Genomic DNA, 1502 nt, shown 5'->3' on the forward strand with positions numbered 1-1502 from the left:
AACTCGAGCGCAACGTCGCGGGCGCCTTTTCCTTCTTTTTGGCATTTCGAGCGGGCGTTCCATTTCAACCAGAACGATACATCTCCAACTTGTCCAGGTCTAAGACAAATCCAGCGCCCAGCAATATATCCAATCCTAACAAACCGTTAATCCCCTCATAGTCCATCCCGCTAAAATCAATTTCATACTCTCTTAGCTGGAAAGAATCTAGCTGAATACAGTCTAATTTTTTTGTAAACGCGTACTCTTTCCCACCGATTCCGTAATAAGCCACAATACGATCGCCCGGCTCTACCCGCAAATGAATATCTTCTACTGCATTTTGAGAAATCACTGTTTTCGCCGCACCAGTATCAATCACCATATTATGAATCAACTTAGACCTTCCTTGATAAACGATTTCGATCGATGCAAACAGCAAGCCTTCACGATATTCAATCTGCATAATGAAATTTCCCTCTCAGGCCAATCGCTCCCCGAACTTTTAAAACAATCTCCTTGTGGCTAGTATGATAAACAAGCTGATTCCCTTTCGATTGCAGCAACTCACGAGTTGCATCCTTGTCCGAAACCGTTCCGATAACAGCCACCTCTTCAATGATTTCTTGATCTCCCTCTAAATGGGACTTTAATACTTGTAATTTCACAAATTGATTTGGATACAATGAACGCACTTCCTGCCATTCCATCTCCATCGCCTCAACCTGTTCGTTGTATTGAACGAGACTCAACCGCAGCCGTCAACCATTTTTCGCCAACAAATCTTTGTTGGCGACGACAACGCCGTCCGCATCAGCGTACACGTACGCCCCTGGCTCCCAGCGGACGCCGCCAAACTCGAGCGCAACGTCGCGTGAGCCTTTTCCCTCTTTTTTGCTTTTCACCGGGCATGTGCCGATCGCCATCACGCCAATCGGCATGGCGCCAATTTCCGCTGAATCGCGGATGCAGCCGTGGATGATGACGCCAGCAAGCCCCCTCTCGCAAGCGATTTGCGCCAGCCGGTCGCCTAATAGCGCGACGCGGCGCGAGCCTTTTCCATCGACCACGAGCACCGTCCCCGGCGGCACCGTCTCCAGCGCTTCTCGGACAAGGACGTTGTCTTCAAACACATCGACCGTCGCAATCGGCCCGGAAAACGCCCGCTTTCCGCCGTACGATTGGAACGGCAACTCGCATACTTGCAACTCGTCTAAAAATTGATCGCATAAATCGGCTGTTTTCATTGTCGCTCTCCCCTTTCATGTTTTGCATTCGCCGTCATTCGCCAAAATCCTTCTGCCTCAGCAGTTTTTTGTCGACGATCTTTCATTCGAACGACTGACACGAACGCGGCGATGTGAACCAAACCATTGTGTGGCGGTTAATCGCTTCGATGTATTCCACCGATCGCATTGAAACCATAAAAAACGGCCCCGCGCCGATATATAGCGGAGACCGTTTTCACCGGCTCAAAGCCCCTCCGGTTTGACCAGACGTTCAGCTGGGCTAGCTGGATTCGA

The 1502-nt window shown here is 49.9% G+C and carries 3 protein-coding genes; all 3 read right to left on the reverse strand.

Annotated elements, in window-relative coordinates; translation table 11 throughout:
• Positions 1-64: 64 nt before the first annotated feature.
• The 3 genes from VU18_RS07800 to rraA are packed head-to-tail and all read right to left on the reverse strand — an operon-like array spanning position 65 to position 1226.
• Entirely contained in the window at positions 65-445 is a 381-nt protein-coding gene (locus VU18_RS07800) for a retropepsin-like aspartic protease (protein ID WP_008880146.1), read from the reverse strand.
• Positions 435-689: a hypothetical protein gene (locus tag VU18_RS07805; RefSeq protein WP_008880145.1), complete on the reverse strand. Its 255-nt coding sequence runs from the start codon at positions 687-689 to the stop codon at positions 435-437. The genes VU18_RS07800 and VU18_RS07805 overlap by 11 nt, the downstream gene beginning before the upstream one ends.
• Before the next feature lie 51 nt (positions 690-740).
• Positions 741-1226: a ribonuclease E activity regulator RraA gene (gene rraA / locus VU18_RS07810; RefSeq protein ID WP_008880144.1), complete on the reverse strand. Its 486-nt coding sequence runs from the start codon at positions 1224-1226 to the stop codon at positions 741-743.
• Positions 1227-1502 lie beyond the last annotated feature (276 nt).

The sequence above is a fragment of the Geobacillus sp. ZGt-1 genome (assembly GCF_001026865.1).
Classification (GTDB): Bacteria; Bacillota; Bacilli; order Bacillales; family Anoxybacillaceae; genus Geobacillus; species Geobacillus thermoleovorans.